Raw genomic sequence first — 17,462 nt, 5'->3', positions numbered from 1 at the left:
ATCGACCACAAGCCCTCCGTAATGTCCAAAATTGCCCGGTGCAGCTAGTAATTGCTCATAGTAATCTTAATTCATTATGTTTCGGCTCCAAACAATTACGGATAAACCATTGATGGCCTTAAATCCAACACGTGCATTAGACAATGTATACGCATCAATATTCAAATAAGCAGAAGGTGAGGGGCTAGATGAAAATCGAGAACGATAGAAAAGCTCTGTCCCGAAGAAATAGTGTCCCTGCAAGTCTAAGAGATCGCCTTTCCCTATTAACTCCAGCGCCAAAGCCCCTGCCCATTTTGACACTCCTGGCAACACTCCTCCAGAGATATCTTTAAAAGCCTCAGCCCCACCCAATTCTTCAAGCGGTACAGGTGCATTTGTGAAGGAAAGATATTTTGCATCCGTATAGGCCAAAGCTCCATTCAACCGTAGGAAATCCCAAGGCTTAATGCTGCCATCTAACTCGATTCCTTACACAAGAACCTTTTCAGCATTAGCCAAATAACCTCTATTCACGCCAGGATCTGGCGTTTGAACTAAAGTTTGATAATCCCTTTTATGAGTCTGATAAAATGTGATATTAAAGAATGAATTTCTGAAAGGACCTATTTTTACACCAACCTCCATATGATTTACCGACTCGGGTTTTACTTCAGCCAACTCCACAGCTACTTTTCCATCGACAACAGGCAAACCACAGACATTGATACCAATAGGTTTATAACTTTTGGAATAGATAGCGTAAGCATTATAATCACGGTTAAACTTGTACTGCAAAGACAATTGACCAAAAAGGTTGCCTGCATCAGCGTTTATCCCAAACTGCTGATCTGAATAGATACTATTTATGGCAGCTAATTGCTGGGCAGTGTACGCAATCGCATTTTCAACATATTTTTTCCGATCATAAACCGCAAGCTTCCTGTCATAGTTATATCGAAGTCCCGGCAATAGATGTAGTTTTGAGGTTAACGCCCAATCTACCTGAGAAAAAATGGCCAAACTAGTACTTTTAATTCCATACTTGGTACGTATCCCAACTCTATCAATTAAACCAGATCTCCACTGTGTCTGTGTTTCATTACTTTTTGAAACCGCCACAATGCGTCTCCTGCTTCTTCAGTATGTACAGGGTCATTGCGTAATTCCTACCATAAACCAAACACCCCAATAACACCACTTACACGTTCATTAATCTGCCCAGTATACCTAAATTCCTGAGACCATTGGTCATGTTTTGAATTATCAAACGAAATGGTGTAAACCGGAATCCCCAAATAATCCCTATCATTCAACGGGACCCAATCCCCAATACCTCCAAGCCGATGTCGATGTAAGGGTACCTTTGCCGATTTTATAACCCAGATTTAAAGAAATCCCTCCTAACTCGTTGTCGGCACGGGATCTAGTGTCTAAATCAACTTTTCGCTCAAACGCGCTTTTATAGGGAATTTCATAACCTAGGTCTTTTATAATCTCATTGAATTGTCGGTATTTCGAAAGCTTATTTTCAACAATTCCAGCCACTTCCCAACCATATCCATCTGGACGCTGTCTGGTTATATCTCCCGCGAGTTTTATCTTTAAATCCTTATTTGGAAGGAACAGCAATTGTCCCCGAAGATCTAAATTATTTTGATCATTGATCTTCCTATCGGAGACTTCATTATAAGGAATATAATTGTACGGTAGAAATAATTTCTTTGATTCTATTAACATTAAATCTGCCTACGTCTTCCACTATACCCGAGCGGACGATAGAAATAGGCAGTGGAATATCCTGCATCCGTTCGGTACGTCTACGTGACGTTACTAAAACTTGTTCCAGTTCATTTTGACTAGGGGGCAATTCAATTACAGTTGGAGAATGCGTAACAACTATTTTTTGGGGTTGATAACCAATATAAGATAGAATAATCGTAAAAGGTAATCGCTGCCCTGTTACAAACTGAAAATTACCGTCTCTATCGGTCTTGACCTGATGTGTTACAGCCTCTAACTGAACTGTAACACCTGAAACAGGCTCTTTGGTCGACGCGTCTATAACGGTCCTGATAAGCGAAGTGTTATAATAGGTTTGGTTTCTATCTGAGCATATACGCTTGTACAAAATAGAGCAATTGTCAAAAGCATAAAGTAAATTGGGGGAAACCCTATTTTTTTCATATGTCTAAATTGTTTGGTAGTGAAGTGACACAAGTGCCAACGCCAATTGAAAACTTGTTTCATTAGTAGATAAGGGGAATCAATGCTTCCCCGACTTATTTAAATATATAGGGAGAGAAATTTTATTTTTAATAGGAAGCTGTTTAATCAAAAAAGCCTGCACGGATCGTACAGGCTTCTATCACCAACCAAAGTGAAATTTTTTAAAAACAATACTTATTCTCCTCGATCAACTTACGTGCAATACGTTGACGAGCGTCTTTTACATTGAAAGGTTGCGCTTTCGTGAAACGGCGTAATCCTACCAACATCATGTTCAATTCATCCCCTTCGCCGAAAGAGTACAAAGCTTCTTTACCCGCTGTACCAACCTTTTCGATTGCTGAGTACAAATATACTTTAGCCATATCAGCTTGCAAGCTAGTAGCCTCTTCCCCTTGACTATGGTATAGCTTTTCGGCTCTCAATAATACCGACTCAGCGACATATACATACCCTATGATATCAGCAATGTTCATTAAAATTTCTTGTTCTTTAGAAAGCGACATCATTAATTTTTGAACAGCCGCTCCAGCTATAAGTAATCCTGCCTTCTTAAGATTATTAATAATTTTTTTTTCTGCGGCAAATGGTGCTGTGTCTTCATCAGCAAAATCAGGAATATCCATCAACTCTCCGACCACAGCTTGCGCAGGCCCCATCAAGTCCAACTCTCCTTTCATCGCGCGCTTCAATAACATGTCGACCACCAATAGACGGTTCACCTCGTTTGTCCCTTCGAATATCCGATTGATTCTCGAGTCTCGATACGCACGTTCCATGGGAGCTTCTGCCGAATATCCCATACCACCATAGATTTGAACACCTTCATCGACTACATAATCCAGCATCTCCGAGCACCACACTTTGATAATAGCACATTCTATTGCAAACTGTTCGACTGACTTTAACTTGGCTTTTGCCTCATCCATTCCTCCTGCGATCAAAGCTTCATAAGCATCATCAATATTCTGTCCAGCACGATAGGCTGCCGATTCATTAGCGAAGAGACGAATCGCTGACTCCGCTATTTTATAACGAACAGCCCCGAACTTGGATATCGGCAAATTAAACTGAACTCTTTCATTAGCATAGTTAACTGCTGTAGAGATTACAGCTCTCGCTGAACCAATAGTTGCTGCCCCCAATTTAATACGTCCGATATTCAATATATTGACCGCAATCTTAAATCCGTTTTCCCTTTCTGACAACATATTCGCCACTGGTACAGCACAATCATTAAAGAAGATCTGTCTTGTAGAAGACCCCTTGATACCGAGCTTATGTTCTTCAGGATTCATTGTGATACCGCCAAAATCCTTCTCTACAATAAAGGCTGTTAAATTTTTATCGTCATCAATCTTTGCAAATACAATAAAAACATCTGCAAATCCACCATTAGTTATCCACATCTTTTGTCCATTAATCAAATAATGGGTTCCTTCTGCATTCAATTTGGCCGACGTACGCCCCGAATTGGCGTCCGAACCAGAGTTTGGCTCGGTAAGACAGTAGGCAGCTTTCCACTCTCCTGTTGCCAACTTTGGTATATATTTCACTTTTTGCTCGGCATTACCATAGTATAAAATAGGTAATGTACCGATCCCTGTATGTGCCGAGAGCGCTACAGCAAAGGAAAAACCTCCCCCTACCGCGTCGGCGACTAACATAGAAGTGTTGAAATTCTTTCCAAATCCACCGTATTCTTCAGGAATGGATACACCCAACATGCCCAACTCACCCGCCTTATCCATCAACTGTTGCATCAACCCTTCTTCCTGTGCATCAATACGATCTAATTTATTTAAGACCTCGGTATCCAAAAAATCCAAACATGTCTGCCGAATCATTTTCGCTTCTTCATCAAACTCTTCTGGAATAAAAACTTCGCTATATGGTGTTTCTTTAATTACAAACTCACCACCTTTAATTGCTTCTTTCATATTTTTTAGATTTGAGCTATGAGAAAAGAGATTTGAGACCAATAGTCTCCACCATTTTTCTCACATATTAATTTTCAACTATTTAACACTTAGATTTAAGGTGTGAGACAAGAAATTTGAGACCTGTAATCCTATTATCTCATATCTTTAACCTCACATCTGATTTCTAATCTAACATTTCAAATATACCGGCAGCTCCCTGTCCTGTTCCAACACACATTGTCACCATTCCATATTTCTTATCCCTTCGTTTCAACTCATTCAGAATCTGAACGGTGAGCTTTGCCCCTGTACAACCCAGTGGATGTCCCAATGCTATAGCCCCTCCATTGACATTCACACGCTCTTCATCCAACCCTAACTCGCGGATCACAGCCAAAGACTGAGAGGCAAAGGCTTCGTTCAATTCGATTAAGTCAATATCTTCTTTCTTCAGTCCCGCCTGTTCCAACGCCTTTGGAATAGCGAAAATAGGACCAATCCCCATAATACGTGGCGGGACACCTGCTACGGCATAAGAAATTAACTTAGCAATAGGCTTTACCCCCAATTCGTTCATCTTACGCTCGGACATCACCATTACAAAGGCCGCTCCGTCGGAGGTCTGAGAAGAGTTTCCTGCCGTCACAACTCCATCTGCAGCAAAGACCGGTCTCAATTTGGACAGTGCCTCTAAGTTGGTATCCGCTCGGGGGCCTTCATCGGTGTCGACAATATATTCTCGCGTGGCCATCTTACCATCTTTAAGGTAATTTTCCGTTACGGTAATAGGTACCACGCCATCTTTGAGATGACCGTTCTGGATGGCTTCAATTGCCTTTTGATGTGATTTGAGTGCGAATGCATCCTGGTCTGCACGCGAAACCTTATAATCCTGTGCCACCGCTTCGGCTGTAAGCCCCATTCCCCAATACCAATCCGAATGTTCTCTGGATACTTTTGGATTAGGTACTATCTTCCATCCCCCAAACGGCATTCCCGACATAACTTCTGCTCCTCCGGCAATGATGACATCTGCCATGCCTGCCTTAATCTTGGCCGTAGCTGTCGCAATGGTCTCCAAGCCAGATGCACAATAGCGATTCACAGTGACGCCGGGAACTTTATCCGTATCCAATCCCATAAGGGAAATAAAACGGCCCATATTCATACCTTGCTCTGCTTCTGGCATCGCATTGCCTACGATGACATCATCAATTTCTTCTTTATTTAAATTCGGGATCGAAGACACCAAATGTTTGATAACCTCAGCTGCCAAATCATCAGCACGCATAAAACGAAAGCCACCTCTTGGTGCCTTCCCTACGGCGGTACGATATCCTGCTACAATGTAAGCTTCCATGTTATTAGTATTAAGTAGTTAGATATTAGTATTTAGATTTCAATTTTTGCTAAAAAACGTAATTCATCTTCTGTAATTCGATAATTTTTTCTATAACTTCTTTCAAATCACCATCTAATAAATAACCCAAGTTCCTTGATATGATTAATTGTGTTTCGACTTCGTATGTAGATGCATACGCTATGGCAAGAAAGTGAACAAACTCCTTATTAGAGTTCCTTCCTGATCCTTCCGCTATATTTGAAGAAATTGAAATAGCTGCACGATTAATTTGGCTTATTAAACCGAATCGCTCTTTATCAGACAAAAAACCTGTAATCCGATAAATATCAGAGACCAGCTCAATTGCCTTTTGCCATAGTTTCAATTCCTTATATTGGTAAAAAAGCATACATCTAAATACTAAGCACTAAATACTTGTCGTCTAATTTCGTAACGCCTTCCCTTTTGTCAGCATATACTGAATCCGTTCAAGCGTCTTACGCTCGGCACATAGCTCTAAGAAAGCCTTTCGCTCTAAGTCCAAAAGGTATTGTTCGGATACTTCAGTAGGGGCAGAAAGATTACCTCCACACATGACCCAGCCTAATTTTTCAGAGATTTTCTTATCATGGTCAGAAATATAATTTCCTGCTCGCATAGACGAAGCTCCTACATAGACGATTCCTAACCCTTGATTGCCTAGCACCTTGATGTCGTTTCGTGGCGCTGGTTGTGTATAGCCTCCTTCTGCCAGTTCTATTGCTTTGGCTTTCGCATCTGCCAATAAACGTGCTCGATTCATGGTGATAGCATACTTACCTTTCTGTAGGTAACCTAATTCAAAGGCTTCTACGGCTGATGTAGAAACTTTAGCTTGACCTATGGTAAGGAATTTATCTTTCAGTATGTTTTGTGTAATTTGATCATCTCTAAACTCATCTGAAGCGCGTAAGGCAAATTCTTTGGAACCTCCACCTCCAGGGATAACTCCTACGCCAAACTCCACCAACCCCATATAAGTCTCCGCATGCAATTGAACAAAATCAGCATGCATGGAAAACTCACAGCCACCACCCAACGTTAACTGGAAAGGAGCTAGTACTACGGGGATTGTAGAATAGCGGATACGCATAGATGTATTCTGAAACATACGCACCGCCATATTTAACTCATCGTAATCCTGCTCTACAGCCATCATGAAAATCATACCGATATTCGCTCCAGCAGAGAAATTTTTCCCATCATTGGAAATAACTAAACCGCGATAGTCCTTTTCAGCGATGTCAATAGCTTTATTGATGCCCTGGATGACATCGCCACCGATCGTATTCATCTTCGTATGAAATTCACAATTGATAATACCATCACCAAGATCTATAATTGACACCCCTGAATTTTTCCAGAGTGTGTTTGTGCTACGAATGTGATCTAATACAATTAATTCTTCAGTACCCGGTATTGCTTTGTAAGATTTCGAACGTATGTCATAATACTGCCGAACACCATTTTCTACTTTATAAAATGATTCACATCCTGCAGCCAACATATCATGTACCCACCGCGCTACCTCACCACGCTGTCCGGGGAGCCGCCTCTCTTCCATTTTAATCTTTTCTAATGTCTCTCGCACTCCTAAGGCATCCCAAACTTCAAACGGACCGATTTCCCAACCAAACCCTGCTCGCATCGCATCATCTATACGGAAAAAATCATCCGTGATTTCTGGCACTCTATTCGAGACATACTCGAATAAAGGATAATGCATCGCACGGAACAATTCTCCAGCCTTATCAGTCCCCTGCTCATATACTTTCATCCGCTTACGAATATCTTCCACCTGCTTAGTTGCTTCCAACGTCGCCGACTTCACCTTTGATTGGGGACCATATTCTAATGTCTTAAGGTTTAACGATAATATCTCAGAATTTCCGTCAGCACCTTTGACTTTTTCATAGAAGCCTTTTTTTGTCTTCTCTCCCAACCACTTATTAGCAACCATCTGCGTGATGAACCCAGGTAGAGCAAAAACTCCCTTAGCCTCATCATCAGGAGCATTTTGATCCAATCCGTTGGCAACATTGACCAAGGTATCTAACCCGACAACATCGGCGGTACGGAATGTTGCTGATTTAGGGTGACCCATGGCCGGACCCGTATATTTATCCACCTCTTCAACTGTTAATCCCATCTGGTCGACAAGGTGAGTCAGTGCCAACATGGAATATACACCTATTCGATTACCAATGAAAGCCGGAGTATCTTTACACAACACCACTGTCTTGCCCAACATCTTATCACCATATCCTACCAAGAAATCGACAACTTCTTCGTTTGTCCGTGCCGTAGGAATGATCTCTAATAGTTGCAGGTACCGAGGAGGATTGAAAAAGTGTGTACCACAAAAGTGGGCAATAAAATCTTCCGAACGACCTTCGGTCATTAGATGAATAGGAATTCCAGACGTATTTGAGGTGATTAACGTTCCTGGCTTGCGAAACTGTTCTATCTTTTCGAAAACAGATTTCTTTATATCCAACCGTTCTACCACAACTTCTATAATCCAGTCGGCCTGAGCAACCTTGCCCATATCGTCATCAAAATTCCCCGTACTTATTCGTTTAGCAAAAGATTTACTAAACAGAGGAGCAGGATTAGACTTAATCGCCGTTTCGAGCGAAGTGTTTACAATACGATTGCGTACGGCATGATGATCAAGCGTCAACCCTTTTAACTCCTCCCCACGAAGTAGTTCTTTGGGTACAATGTCCAACAGCAGTACCTCCACACCAATATTGGCAAAGTGACAAGCGATACGAGAACCCATCACGCCTGAGCCTAATACGGCTACCTTTTTAATATTTCTATTCATATGTGTATAATCTGTTTTTTATCTGTCATATGGAATATCCAGAGTATATTATGCACGGATTGTTGTAATTGGATAGCATTCTGCTTCGCAGTCATCCGTGTTTGTGTCTTTCTGCTGGATGAATATTTCATATGTGAATAATTTATCTTTTAATCGCCATGTGAAATATCCAAACCGAGTGTAACGAGCTAACGAAGTAATTATTTTCATCGATATTTGTTCAGCCTTTACTACATGGATATTTCATCTGTAAATACTTTTTTCCTTCTGTAATCATATAATTAAAGTATACCCCCCTGAAACACAAGAGCGTATATCCTATTCTGTCTCCATCAGCGCGATAGACTCCGGCTCGTAATCGTTTGCCAGATCATTTACCTTAGCCAACATTTTAATCAACTGTAGACGTTCCTTTTCAGAAAGCTGTGATTCTAAATACTCATTAAAACCACGCACCACATTCTTTGCAACCCTACGCTTCTGTACCCCCAACGCTGTCAAATAAACTTTGACAGACCGCTTATCTGTTGTACTAGCCTCTCTATAGATAAAACCAAGAGCCTCTAAGTTATTTAACACCCGAGACAACGAAGTAGTTTTTACTCCTGTCGAATTTGCAATCTGCGAGACAGCCGTGCCGTCCTTATGGATATTAATTAAAATATATCCAGCAGCCTGCGTAAACCCGTGTTGCGAAGCAATATTATTATATTTGTTCGCAACAGTCTGCCAAGCTGCTTTTAAAAAATAGTCAATTGTATTATTTTGGCTCATTGTTGATCATGCTTACTACTATAGTTTATTATGCAAGCATATCAAATTTAACAGATTAAGTTGTATAATCCAAATACTTATACAAATTTTCTCTTCGCCACCTCTTCAAAAACTAAAATACGGACAATCAACAACAAACAATCTGCTATTCGGTACGCAAAGCCACCTTGTCCCCATTATGCCTCCGCAATCACAATCTATTTTCTCAAAAACTACCATTCTAAAAGCTCATAAAGAGCTTTCATTTTTGTGGGTGGTTGAATGGAATCCTGAAAGTTTTATTTAGGTTTGTATCAGTTTTAATAACACATCAATATGGCATTAGTAAACATACCTCGACTGAATCTACTCCACTACACAGATGGCAGCACCGAACAACGTAAACAGTTTGTAAAGGATATTGGTAAGGCATTCAATGAGACTGGATTTGTTACTATCGCAAATCATGGATTGAGCGATGAATTAATATCCGAGTTGTATGAAACGGTAAAGGCCTTTTTTGAATTGCCGCAAGAGACCAAAGACAAATATGAATTTCCCGAACTTGCAGGGCAACGTGGGTATACCACAAAAGGAAAGGAAAAAGCAAAAGACTCCAAAACCCCCGATCTGAAGGAGTTTTGGCAGCGTGGACAGACTATCATTGGAGAGGATTACTCTAAAATAGATTTTCCAGATAATCCAACAGTGCAGGAACTTCCTCGTTTCGACACTGTTACTGGAGAAATTTATCAAAAATTGGAGAATACTGGTCGTAATCTACTGAAAGCAATAGCAACCTATTTGGAACTGGATGAAAATTACTTTGAACAACACGTTATTAATGGAAACTCAATATTAAGAGCTATTCATTATTTTCCGATCAACAATCCGGAGAGCTTATCACCTGATGCTGTGCGGGCTGGCGCACACGAAGACATTAACTTAATCACGTTACTTATAGGCGCTTCTGCTGATGGATTGGAAGTTTTAACAAAAGATGGCAACTGGTTCCCTATTAAAGCTAAAGGAGAAGATATCGTTGTCAATGTAGGTGATATGTTGCAAAGATTGACAAATAATAAACTTAAATCTACAACCCATCGCGTGGTCAACCCTCCTATAGAATTGATGAAGACTTCGCGCTATTCGGTTCCTTTCTTTCTCCATCCGAAATCTCAAATGAGCTTAGCTAGCCTAGACTCATGCATTGATAAAGAACATCCGAAAGTATATGAAGATTACACGGCTGGACAGTACCTGGACGAACGCCTTAGAGAGATCGGTTTAAAAATGTAATTTATTGTTTTATATCAAAAGCGGTCTGTTAAGAAAATTAACAGACCGCTTTTGATAGTTAATATAAAACCTATTTCAATCTATAACCGACTCCTACATTCATAAAAATATTGTGCATACCAAAACTGATACTCTCAAATCCGGTTTTCATGATAGTGTTAATACCATAATCCAATTGGACCAAAGCAAAACATTTTGGGGTAAAAGCATATTGCCCACCTAAGCTCATCCCTACATCGACAGCACGAACACTTTTGGAAAAGTCATAATCAGCCTTATCAATAATTATCTTATCTCCGGTGGGTATTTCACGTCTTAAATATCCATCAAACGCCTCCCCATAGAACTTCTTTCGGATGGCAAACGCGACATAAGGGCCTGCTTGTATATTCCATTTTTCAGACAATTGATATGTTGCTTGGATTGGAATTGATAGATATAAGTTGTGAACTTTGGTTGTAATTTCTCCTGTATAATACCCTCTCAATTCCTCGTTCGAATTATTGGTAGCACTAAAGGTCGTTTTATATGCTTTTACGGTAGCTTCAGCATCCATTCCTTTACCTTCAAATGTCAAACCTAAAACAACACCCCATTTAGAATTCACCTGATAAGTTCCTTTAGCCCCAATAAAAAAAGGAACATTGGGCGCATAACTATTAATTTTTCTAATTTCTCGAGGTAAAGATAAAGGAGTTGCTCCTCCAATTTTACCCCCAACAGAAAATGTCAAATCTAATTTATCGCTATCAAAATTACCTTTTTGCCCCTTTACCGTCGTGACTAAAAAAAACATAGTTATCGCAACTATCACACATTTATATACTCGCATCTTATTATTTCGTTATAATTTTTAAGTCGTCAACAGTTAACAGACTTCCTACAGCTCCGACAAATTTGTCGCCATATTTACTGGAAGTCATAACAATAACAATATTATAGTCCAATCCTGCCACTTCTGTGTCTAACACCGGTTGTTTGTATATAAATGGCAAATTAAATTTCACAAACTCTTCACCTTGGGTAGTATTTCCGTTTTCGAGACGTGCTATAGCAACAACACTAGGATCTGTAAAAACATTATGTCCAGTCAAGTAAGACTTTTTCTTTAAGGGATCTTTCTCAGCGTCCATCAATTTCTTTCTGTTATAGAATACCGCATAAATGTCACATTCGTCATTCTGATCTAGGACCTTCATATCTTTATCTGTTACTGTTGAGCCTGCTTTATATTTATAACTTCCTTCTAAAGCAATTGGGACCTGACTAAAAGGTAAACCAAATTGTGTTGCCGACAAAGGATCTGTAAGGACAGGACCGGAATCAAAACTGCCAATAAATAAATTACCTGCTGCAATCGGCTTCTTAAACATCAGCCCAAAACTCCCTGTACTCATTGTCTCTAGCAAGAGCCCCTTTTTCCCAGAAGAGGATTCATCGGTCGTCTTAGTAGGGTATTTATTAGGCTCGTAATCGCCACCGCTAATCATCAATGTTAATGAAAAGCTCGGGTTTCCGGAGGCCCAATTATAAAACTTATGTCCATCAATAAGATTATAAAAAACAGTATATTTATTTATTTTCTCTATCTCAAATTCTTCAAACCCATAGTCAGTAGGTACAAATCCTCCATTAGTATTTACAATTTTAACTAGATACTTCTTGATATGTTGTCCATCTTGAGCCGTCACTTTGTAAAAAACCCCATCTGTTTGCATATTATCTACAATCACCCTGTTTGTATCTGTTTGACCATCAGGCATTTCAAAATCCTCCTTAGACAATGCGATACTGGCGCCTGGCGTCAGTTTAAAATCTATCTTCAGATTATTTATATTCTCATGATCAGGCTTCAGATATAATGTAACACTAGTATTTGAAATAATTGGATCTAGCAAAAAGACATCTTCATTAGTATGAACTGAAACTATATCAGCTTCCATATTTAAGGCCTCATCCTTTATACAAGATAAAAAAAAGAGAGTTATCCCCGAAAACAACAAAAATAAATTACGGTATTGCATAAAAATTATACTTTTAAAATCTAAACACTCCATTCCTCAGAGGTTGAAGTGGCGCAAAGTTATAATAATTTTATACCCGCAAGTACAAACACAGTCTTTATGGTGTAAAAACTTTACATTCTCTAGATAGGAAACCCGGCTAAATTGCAGCGGGATCAATCTCCTCTTTTATTTTTTTTGGCAAACTCTGGAATACGAGCTGATAACTGTGATCTATCAATTCAAATAGGGTGTCATCAGACAACTCCCTATTTGCAAAAACCGTATTCCAGTGCTTCTTATTCATATGATATCCAGGCAGGACGGTTTGTTCATATTTTTCACGAAGTTCGACCGCATATTGGGGATCACATTTTACATTAAAACACAACTGGTCGACCTGATCCAGTCCTACCAATAAAAACACTTTACCCGCAACCTTGAATACCAACGTATCTGGGCCAAAAGGTAATTCTTCTGAAACAGATTTTTGGCTTATACAATACTCGCGTAATTCTTCGATATTCATAATAGAAACGTTAGAACTTACGCCTGAACCGTCAACAATTCAATCAACTCTTTTTGGAGTTCAATTCCTTTGTCTTCATTATACCACTTTTGGAAATACTCCTTTATTTCCTCAAACGGCCTTTCCTCTTCTTTCATTTTAACAAAAAGCTCCTGCAATACAGCAGGACGAGGTCCCCAAGTCGCGATGTCTACACCGGATTCATTGCGAATAATTAATTTTGGAATAGATTTTCCTCCGTCTGTAAGATATTGATCAATCAAAAACGGCTCAGCGTCTCTTAATTGTATATCTAAAACGATATTTGGATTATCTTTAACTAATTCATAAATCTGAGGTACGGAATGTGCCGCATCCCCGCACCAAGGCTCAGTAATTAAAACCCAAGTTTGCTTCTCACTCACCCCCCCAAAAAAGGCCTTCGTCTCTTCTTCGGCCTTAAACCGTTTTAGCCAACGATTCGTCCGAGACCAATTAAGTTTTGTATAATTAAAGTATTCTGGATCGGTATAAGTTGGATAGGCAGACGGATTGGCTAAAACTTGCTCAAAATAAATCAAATACGTTTCAAATTTCATAAATACATTTTTTATAATTAATTACCTTACTTGCTTTCAGTAGTATTATTTCGACCTAGTAGTCGTATTACATAAATATTTTCATAAAACATTTTTTATGAATGACAAAAATACGCATAATCCACCAACAAAACAGTCATCAAAATGTTGCATTACATTTAACATTATTTAATAATTGTTCGATCTATCTTTGAGCAGTATTCAAGCCAATTAAATGAAAAGAATTCTATTAAGTCTATTTATCCTAACCACCACAAACATAGTTTATGGTCAACATACCTTATCAGGTAAAATTATCGATAAATCAGACAACAAACCGCTAACAAATGCTTCCATCGTCCTCCTCGACCAAGATTCCATTATGAGACACTTCACTCGAGCAGATGAAGATGGTAAATTCTTGTTTAAGACATTAGCAGACTCCACATACATATTTATCGTGTCCTACCCTAAATTTGAGTTGGTTTCCAGAAAAATCAAATTAGACAATCAAATCTCCAATCTACCTCCTATAGCTTTAAGCTCACAGGAAAATCTTATTGAAGAGGTAGTCATCCAACAACGTCTGCCCATACGAATTAAGGGAGATACCTTAGAGTATGATGCAGGAAGCTTCGAGACTGAAAAAAATGCGAAACTAGAAGATTTACTGCGTCGCCTACCCGGACTTTCGGTATCTGGGGATGGTAAAATAACCGCAAATGGTAAATCGGTATCAAAAGTACTTATCGATGGCGAAGAGTTTTTTGGCTATGATCCAAAGATTGCTATTCGAAACATCCGTGCAGATGCCGTAGATAAGGTACAGGTATACGAAAAAAAATCAAAAGAGGCCGAACTTACAGGAATTGACGATGGTGTGCGTGAGGTCACAGTGAATGCCGTACTTAAAGAAGAAGCCCGCAAAGGAATATTTGGTAACATGGAGGTTCTAGCTGGCAGCAAAGATCTTTATACAGGAAGTTTGTTCGCCGCCAAATTCAATCGAACCGAACGAATCGGTATCACCGCAAACACCAACAACATGGGCGGCGGTATGGGGCGTGAGGGCGGACTTCGGATGAATAGCCAAATCACGGGTAATCCCCTCAGTACTTCAGTTGGGGCTAATTATGAAAATCAGTTCTTTCAAAAGAAAGTCAACTTCAATGGCAGTTATAATTTTAACACAAATAGCAACAACAATGAAAGAGAATCTTTCAACAAACAGCTATTGTCCGGCGATGTAATTCAGGTATCGGAAAGTAGATCTAAGACCGCAAATTCTTCCGATGCTCATGGAGTACGATCTGAGATTCGATATAAAATTGACTCTACGTCTAATATGGAAATTAATCTAGGCGCTAACTTCGCTAACAACTACAGCAGTAGTGAATCCCAAAACTACACCACCCAAAACGGAAATCCATTTAGCAGGATCGGGGACACAACCAATACAAATGGACAAACTCGGTCAAACGATTTGCGGATCAATTATAGGAAACGTCTGAACAAAAGAGGAAGTTCAATAAACTTACATTTTAACAACAGCTATAACAAAAACTATTCGGAAAGCATCGTCGACCAAACCGCTATATATTACCTGAAGGATGATACTACTTATATCAACCAAAATAGGATTAACAATAGCTATGGCAACAATATTTCGGGACAGATTCAATATTCAGATCGTATCTCCAATTTAATAAATTACTCCTTGGGTTACAATATCAGCAATTCCACAAATAACACCTTGCTGAAAGCTTTTAATCAGAGAAATAACGATACTCCTGTTCTGAACCCTGAATATTCTCAGGATCAAAAAACAGGGAATACCAGCCATGGAATGGTGGTTAACATCAATTATTTCACAGAAAAAATCTCAGTGAATCTTTCTAACCGTACAAGTTTTAGAGATCAGTCCTTGACAGACGTTTATAGAAATATTGACCTGGATCGCACCTTTTGGGACAATGATATTAACATGAACCTAAATTACAGGGTTTCAAACAGAAAAAACGTAGGGGTATCTTATCAAAACAATTTCAATATCCCTTCATTCGGACAGTTACAAGAGCTACAACCACAAACAAATCCACTATTTATCCAAAAGGGTAATCCGGACTTGAAGCGATCAAATAACAATTCCTTCAGGTTAAACTACCATACGATGAGCTTGTTAAAAGGAACGAGTTGGAACATGAATGCCGACGTATCATTTACTACAGATCCAATTGTAAACCAACGAATAATAGACACAGCTACGGGAGTAACGACTAGCTCTTATATTAATGTGATCGGAAAATCGAGCTGGCGCGCAGGAATGAACAGTAATTTCAATAAGCCTATATTTGATAGGAAAGCACAGCTTAACATCTTTGGTGGACTGAACTACAACAATGGTTTCAGCTTTATAAAATATGGCGACGACATAAAGAACCAACAATATGAACTGAACAATGAACAAATGACCAGCTTATTTACTGGAATCGGCATCAATGAACAAGATTCCAAGGGTCTAGACTACGACTTCAATTGGAGAATCAGTGCAGACAACCAACGAAACAGTCTACAAAAGGAATTTAATTATACCAGCTTCAACACCAGTGCCTCTGGTTTTTTCAAGTATTTCCTTCCCAAAAAGTTTAATATTAGCAGCAACATTAACTATTCATTAGACGGACCAACGAAGTTTTACAACAAGAGTCTACACCAGTTTTATGTCAATGCCGAAATCAGTAAAAAATTACTAAAAAATGAAAGTCTGGTTGCAAGTATCAAAGGATACGATATTTTCAACACTTTCAACAACGTCAATAGATCTTCTTCGGAGTCTAGCTTTAGTCAATCAAGCCAACAGATGTTGACTCGTTACATACTATTGGGCTTAAAATGGGATTTTAATAAAAATTTGGGCAAAAAAAGTGAAGGTTAATTGTAAAACACCAACGAACATGAAGAAAAACGAATCAAATATAAGTCAGTTATTAATACTGACAAGCATACTACTAATTAGCACCGTAGCTCATGCACAATATGCCTATTTTGGAACGAGAGGAACGATATCCTTCGATAAAGTAACTTATACACGTGCCCAAACACGTGAGATGATGAAAAAATTTGAACAGGCTGCTCCTGGGCGTATGGGTGGGATGCACTTTTGGGGCGGAGATATAAACAACATGCCTGATTCTAGAACCGAGAAAATGACTATGCAATTTGATGAAAACGGTAGTCTTTTAGCCCCTATCGAAGAAGAAGAGGCTAAAAATAGCGGCCGGGGGCAACGTGCCAATGTTGGAGGAGGTAGAGGAAACAGAGGCGGTGCTATGGGGACAATCAGCGCTCAGGGTGGTGGCGGAGCCGTCGTAATGCGTGGAGCAGGCGCATCCCGGCGAAATAGCGCCAAAGTCCTATATCAAAACTTAAAGTCAAACACTGCAGAGGTACAGATTGAACTAGATGACAAGTATATCCTAAAAGATTCGCTTTCCGAAGTAACCTGGCGCTTCACAGATGAATATCGAAATATTGCGGGTTTTGAATGTCGCAGAGTGAATGGTGCTACACCAGACTCGTTATACCTCGTTGCCTTCTATACCGACCAGATTCCTGTATCCGGAGGTCCCGCCTTAAGTCATGGTCTTCCAGGTATGATCCTTGGACTCGCTATACCTGAAATGCACATCCAGTACTGGGCGACAGATGTTTCTTATCACAATGAACTTATCCCCACAGACTGGAAGGATAAAAAATCTAAGTCTATGACGTTAGATGAATTCTCCAATGCTGTTGGCAGATTCTTTCAACGAGGACGTGACAGTGGTTCGGCAAAAAAGAATATTTTAGAACAATTAATCTATTAAAAAAGACATTTTGTCACAGTACTGTGTCATATTACAGACAATTTGATGCAGTTTTTTCTTTTTTTTAGGCAAACATTTTGTTGGCATAAGGGTTGTTGTATAACATAGAAAAAA

General features: G+C 39.4%; 14 protein-coding genes and 1 pseudogene. 3 read left to right on the top strand and 12 right to left on the bottom strand.

What is annotated here, in order from left to right; all coding sequences use genetic code 11:
* Positions 1–66: 66 nt before the first annotated feature.
* From G7B18_RS19150 to G7B18_RS14815, 8 genes and pseudogenes are all read right to left on the bottom strand, one after another.
* Positions 67–1,101: pseudogene (locus tag G7B18_RS19150) on the bottom strand (TonB-dependent receptor).
* Positions 1,102–1,287: 186 nt separating this feature from the next.
* Positions 1,288–1,719 carry a hypothetical protein gene (locus G7B18_RS18975; protein WP_205600335.1) on the bottom strand — a complete coding sequence of 144 codons (432 nt, stop codon included), beginning with the start codon at positions 1,717–1,719 and terminating at the stop codon, positions 1,288–1,290.
* Positions 1,667–2,110: a carboxypeptidase-like regulatory domain-containing protein gene (locus G7B18_RS18970; RefSeq protein ID WP_205600210.1), complete on the bottom strand. Its 444-nt coding sequence runs from the start codon at positions 2,108–2,110 to the stop codon at positions 1,667–1,669. The genes G7B18_RS18975 and G7B18_RS18970 overlap by 53 nt, the downstream gene beginning before the upstream one ends.
* 259 nt (positions 2,111–2,369) lie before the next feature.
* Positions 2,370–4,148, bottom strand: coding sequence for an acyl-CoA dehydrogenase family protein (locus G7B18_RS14835; protein WP_164111224.1), 1,779 nt, complete (start codon positions 4,146–4,148; stop codon positions 2,370–2,372).
* Between the two features lie 166 nt (positions 4,149–4,314).
* Positions 4,315–5,490, bottom strand: coding sequence for an acetyl-CoA C-acyltransferase (locus G7B18_RS14830; protein WP_164111222.1), 1,176 nt, complete (start codon positions 5,488–5,490; stop codon positions 4,315–4,317).
* 49 nt (positions 5,491–5,539) lie between these two features.
* Positions 5,540–5,881 carry a four helix bundle protein gene (locus G7B18_RS14825; RefSeq protein WP_164111220.1) on the bottom strand — a complete coding sequence of 114 codons (342 nt, stop codon included), beginning with the start codon at positions 5,879–5,881 and terminating at the stop codon, positions 5,540–5,542.
* Between the two features lie 33 nt (positions 5,882–5,914).
* Positions 5,915–8,341, bottom strand: a complete 2,427-nt coding sequence (locus tag G7B18_RS14820) for a 3-hydroxyacyl-CoA dehydrogenase/enoyl-CoA hydratase family protein (protein WP_164111218.1) — start codon at positions 8,339–8,341, stop codon at positions 5,915–5,917.
* Between the two features lie 318 nt (positions 8,342–8,659).
* Entirely contained in the window at positions 8,660–9,115 is a 456-nt protein-coding gene (locus G7B18_RS14815; RefSeq protein ID WP_164123307.1) for a MarR family winged helix-turn-helix transcriptional regulator, read from the bottom strand.
* 315 nt (positions 9,116–9,430) lie between these two features.
* Between G7B18_RS14815 and G7B18_RS14810 the strand changes: the two genes are divergently transcribed.
* Entirely contained in the window at positions 9,431–10,393 is a 963-nt protein-coding gene (locus G7B18_RS14810) for an isopenicillin N synthase family dioxygenase (protein WP_164111214.1), read from the top strand.
* 70 nt (positions 10,394–10,463) lie between these two features.
* Here the strand turns inward: G7B18_RS14810 and G7B18_RS14805 are convergent, their stop codons facing one another.
* The 4 genes from G7B18_RS14805 to G7B18_RS14790 all read right to left on the bottom strand — a co-directional run bounded on the left by G7B18_RS14805 (position 10,464) and on the right by G7B18_RS14790 (position 13,503).
* Positions 10,464–11,189: a porin family protein gene (locus G7B18_RS14805; protein WP_240452871.1), complete on the bottom strand. Its 726-nt coding sequence runs from the start codon at positions 11,187–11,189 to the stop codon at positions 10,464–10,466.
* A 40-nt stretch (positions 11,190–11,229) separates the two neighbouring features.
* Positions 11,230–12,336: a PCMD domain-containing protein gene (locus G7B18_RS14800; RefSeq protein ID WP_240452870.1), complete on the bottom strand. Its 1,107-nt coding sequence runs from the start codon at positions 12,334–12,336 to the stop codon at positions 11,230–11,232.
* A gap of 220 nt (positions 12,337–12,556) precedes the next feature.
* Positions 12,557–12,925, bottom strand: coding sequence for an MmcQ/YjbR family DNA-binding protein (locus G7B18_RS14795; RefSeq protein ID WP_164123304.1), 369 nt, complete (start codon positions 12,923–12,925; stop codon positions 12,557–12,559).
* 17 nt (positions 12,926–12,942) lie between these two features.
* Positions 12,943–13,503, bottom strand: coding sequence for a thioredoxin family protein (locus tag G7B18_RS14790; RefSeq protein ID WP_164111206.1), 561 nt, complete (start codon positions 13,501–13,503; stop codon positions 12,943–12,945).
* 214 nt (positions 13,504–13,717) lie between these two features.
* Here G7B18_RS14790 and G7B18_RS14785 point away from each other — a divergent pair, with 214 nt between their 5' ends.
* Together G7B18_RS14785 and G7B18_RS14780 are read left to right on the top strand one after the other, a co-directional pair.
* Complete coding sequence (locus G7B18_RS14785; protein ID WP_164111204.1) at positions 13,718–16,417, top strand: outer membrane beta-barrel protein; 2,700 nt, start codon at positions 13,718–13,720, stop codon at positions 16,415–16,417.
* A 19-nt stretch (positions 16,418–16,436) separates the two neighbouring features.
* Entirely contained in the window at positions 16,437–17,348 is a 912-nt protein-coding gene (locus tag G7B18_RS14780) for a GLPGLI family protein (RefSeq protein WP_240452869.1), read from the top strand.
* Positions 17,349–17,462 lie beyond the last annotated feature (114 nt).

Origin of the sequence: Sphingobacterium sp. xlx-130 (assembly GCF_011007405.1) — a bacterium.
GTDB lineage: Bacteria > Bacteroidota > Bacteroidia > Sphingobacteriales > Sphingobacteriaceae > Sphingobacterium > Sphingobacterium luzhongxinii.
Note: the sequence above shows the minus strand (reverse complement) of the source record. Positions and strands in the feature narration are given on the sequence as shown.

Excerpts from the sequence above, each read along its gene's own strand:
- G7B18_RS18975 (WP_205600335.1), bottom strand. The coding sequence starts at position 1,719 with ATGTTAATAGAATCAAAGAAATTATTTCTACCGTACAATTATATTCCT.
- G7B18_RS14835 (WP_164111224.1), bottom strand. The coding sequence starts at position 4,148 with ATGAAAGAAGCAATTAAAGGTGGTGAGTTTGTAATTAAAGAAACACCA.
- G7B18_RS14830 (WP_164111222.1), bottom strand. The coding sequence starts at position 5,490 with ATGGAAGCTTACATTGTAGCAGGATATCGTACCGCCGTAGGGAAGGCA.
- G7B18_RS14825 (WP_164111220.1), bottom strand. The coding sequence starts at position 5,881 with ATGCTTTTTTACCAATATAAGGAATTGAAACTATGGCAAAAGGCAATT.
- G7B18_RS14820 (WP_164111218.1), bottom strand. The coding sequence starts at position 8,341 with ATGAATAGAAATATTAAAAAGGTAGCCGTATTAGGCTCAGGCGTGATG.
- G7B18_RS14815 (WP_164123307.1), bottom strand. The coding sequence starts at position 9,115 with ATGAGCCAAAATAATACAATTGACTATTTTTTAAAAGCAGCTTGGCAG.
- G7B18_RS14810 (WP_164111214.1), top strand. The coding sequence starts at position 9,431 with ATGGCATTAGTAAACATACCTCGACTGAATCTACTCCACTACACAGAT.
- G7B18_RS14805 (WP_240452871.1), bottom strand. The coding sequence starts at position 11,189 with ATGTTTTTTTTAGTCACGACGGTAAAGGGGCAAAAAGGTAATTTTGAT.
- G7B18_RS14800 (WP_240452870.1), bottom strand. The coding sequence starts at position 12,336 with ATGGAAGCTGATATAGTTTCAGTTCATACTAATGAAGATGTCTTTTTG.
- G7B18_RS14795 (WP_164123304.1), bottom strand. The coding sequence starts at position 12,925 with ATGAATATCGAAGAATTACGCGAGTATTGTATAAGCCAAAAATCTGTT.
- G7B18_RS14790 (WP_164111206.1), bottom strand. The coding sequence starts at position 13,503 with ATGAAATTTGAAACGTATTTGATTTATTTTGAGCAAGTTTTAGCCAAT.
- G7B18_RS14785 (WP_164111204.1), top strand. The coding sequence starts at position 13,718 with ATGAAAAGAATTCTATTAAGTCTATTTATCCTAACCACCACAAACATA.
- G7B18_RS14780 (WP_240452869.1), top strand. The coding sequence starts at position 16,437 with ATGAAGAAAAACGAATCAAATATAAGTCAGTTATTAATACTGACAAGC.